Source organism: Mycobacterium simiae (assembly GCF_008370645.1).
GTDB classification, from domain to species: Bacteria; Actinomycetota; Actinomycetes; order Mycobacteriales; family Mycobacteriaceae; genus Mycobacterium; species Mycobacterium simiae_A.
In genome coordinates, this window is record NZ_VTZN01000321.1 from 1 (window position 1) to 2,586 (window position 2,586).

Consider the following 2,586-nt stretch of genomic DNA (forward strand, 5'->3'; position numbering starts at 1 on the left):
GCACGGCGGAGCCGGCGGCAATGCCAGCGGGCTCATCGGCAACGGCGGCGCCGGCGGGACCGGCGGGAGCGGCGGCAACGGCGCCGACGCCGGCACCGGTCCCGGCGGCGCCGGCGGCAACGCCGGGACCGGCGGGGCCGGCGGCAACGCCGGCGCGCTCGTCGGCTCCGGCGGAGCCGGCGGCGACGGCGGGGCCAGTGGCAATGGCGGCAAGGGCGCACCGGGCTTTTTCAGCGGAAGTAGCCCCGCCGGCGGGGCCGGCGGCAGGGGCGGTAATGCTGGCGGGCTCTTCGGCGACGGCGGCAGCGGCGGCAGCGGCGGCGACGGCGGCAACGGCGGCGCCACCGCCACCACCGTCGGCGGCAGCGGCGGGATCGGCGGAGCGGGTGGTAACGGCGGAGCCGGCGGAGCCTCAGGGGCAATCGCCGGAAACGGCGGGGCCGGCGGTTCCGGCGGTTCCGGCGGTTCCGGCGGCACCGCCACCGCTGCTGCTGTCGTCAAAGGCGGGTCCGGAGGCACCGGCGGCAGCGGCGGTACCGGCGGCTACGCGGTCGGCTTCTTCGGCACCGGTGGTGGCGGCGGCGCCGGCGGGGGCGGCGGCGCCGGGGGGACCGTCCTCGGCAACGCTGGCTCCGCCGCTGGCGATGGCGGTGCCGGCGGCGGGGGCGGGGGCGGGGGCCGCACGGCCCAAATCGTCGGCGCCGCTAGCGGCGGCAACGGCGGCCGTGGCGGCATCGGCGGCAGCGGCGGCAAGGCCCTCGGCGTCGCCGCCTCCGCCGGCGGCAACGGCGGAGCCGGTGGGGGCGGAGGGATCGGCGGGACCAGCGTCGGGTTGCTTGGCGTCGGCGGCGGTGGCGGCAACGGCGCCGCCGGCGGGTCCGGCGGCAGCGGGTTTGGCGGCGGCGCGGGCGGGCTGACCGGCAGCGCCGGCAGCGGCGGCCCCGGCGGCGGCGGTCTATTGGACGGGCAAGACGGGACCAACGGCTGATAGGACAGCCTGCATAGCCGGAGCACCGCTCCGCGGTCTTGGCGCACGGAGCCCGCCGGACGTCGGCTCACAAGCAGCCGCGACTCTCCGTAGGAGGACCGCGTGCACGACGCCGCGCTGGCTCTGGTGCAGCTGCGTGGGTCCGCCGGTCCACCCCGCTGGATTCCCGTCGTTTCCGCCCGGCTGCCGCGGCGGCCGTCGGACGCAACCATCGGTGGCTGCCCGGACGGGTCTGCTGGCCACCAGCACCTTAGTGGCATTCTTCCCGCACCCGGCCGCGGGTGCCCCCTCCCTCGGCCCCGGCGCCATCAGCACGCCCGCCGCCGCGCTAGCTGCGTCATCGACTCCGCCGCTCCAACCGCCGAGCTGAGCATGGGCGCCACCCTGCTATTGCGCTATTGCGAGTCACCATTTTCTTGTGACGCCCACGTCGGGGACACCCCGTCGATCGGTGATACCTAATGGGCTCATCCGGTTCGGTTCCCGGCTCAACACCTATCTGCTGTCCGACGAGGCGCGGCGTGCAGGGCCGAGTCACATCCGCCACAGCGGCCCCTGTTCAAACCGATACTCGTTGTGCCCGACTACGCGCGACCAAGCCGAGAGCTTGCGAGTTGTCGCTGAGGTGGGCAACGCGAGCGCCCGCCGCGCCAGAGGCGGGTGTGGCGTGAGGAAGACGGCAAGTCCGCCGGCGAGGAACTACATCACCGTGCGCCAGCGGTCTCGGCCCGCATTTTTCGACGAGTCGGAGTCCTTGAGATACGTGCTTTACCCATGTCGCCGCCAATGGCGTCGCCGATCGGAGCACAGGACCGGTGAGAATACCCGCAGGCCCACTTACGGGGTGGTAGGAGGTGGCGGGCGGCCTCGCAGTCAGCTGACGTCGACCCCGGAGTGGGCGGGCGAATAACGCTCTCAGTTGTCCGTGGGCCAGCTGGTCGCGGCTGAGTATGGTCGGGCCATGAGCCCTACTAGCGCGACAGATCACAAGTGGTCCCAGTCCGACATCCCGGATCAACGCGGCCGCGTCATCGTCGTCACCGGCGCCAACACCGGGCTGGGTTACCACACGGCTGCCGCGCTGGCCTGGCGCGGCGCGCAGGTGGTGCTGGCGGTACGCAACCTCGAGAAAGGCAACGAGGCCCTGGCGCGCATTGTCGCCGCCGCACCCGGCTCCGACGTCACGCTGCAACAACTCGACTTGAGCTCGTTGAGCTCGGTGCGCACCGCCGCCGATGCGCTGCGATCGGCCTATCCGCGCATCGACCTGCTAATCAACAACGCCGGGGTGATGTGGACGCCGAAACAGGTCACCGCCGACGGCTTCGAGATGCAGTTCGGCACCAACCATCTCGGACATTTCGCACTGACCGGGCTGCTGCTCGACCACCTGCTGCCGGTGCCCGATTCGCGGGTGGTCACGGTCAGCAGCTTGGGTCACCGCCTTCGCGCCATGATCCACTTTGATGATTTGCAGTGGGAACGCAGCTACCACCGCGTCGCCGCCTACGGACAATCCAAACTGGCCAACCTGCTGTTCACCTACGAGCTGCAGCGCCGGCTGGCTGCCGATCCGAACGCCGCCACCATCGCGGTGG

At 72.6% G+C, this 2,586-nt stretch carries 2 protein-coding genes; both read left to right on the top strand.

Annotated elements, in window-relative coordinates; genetic code table 11:
- On the top strand, window positions 1–988 hold a 988-nt coding region (locus F0Q45_RS28175), incomplete at its 5' end, for a hypothetical protein (protein WP_188113160.1).
- Window positions 989–1,949: 961 nt separating this feature from the next.
- On the top strand, window positions 1,950–2,586 hold a 637-nt coding region (locus tag F0Q45_RS25330; protein WP_149656496.1), incomplete at its 3' end, for an oxidoreductase.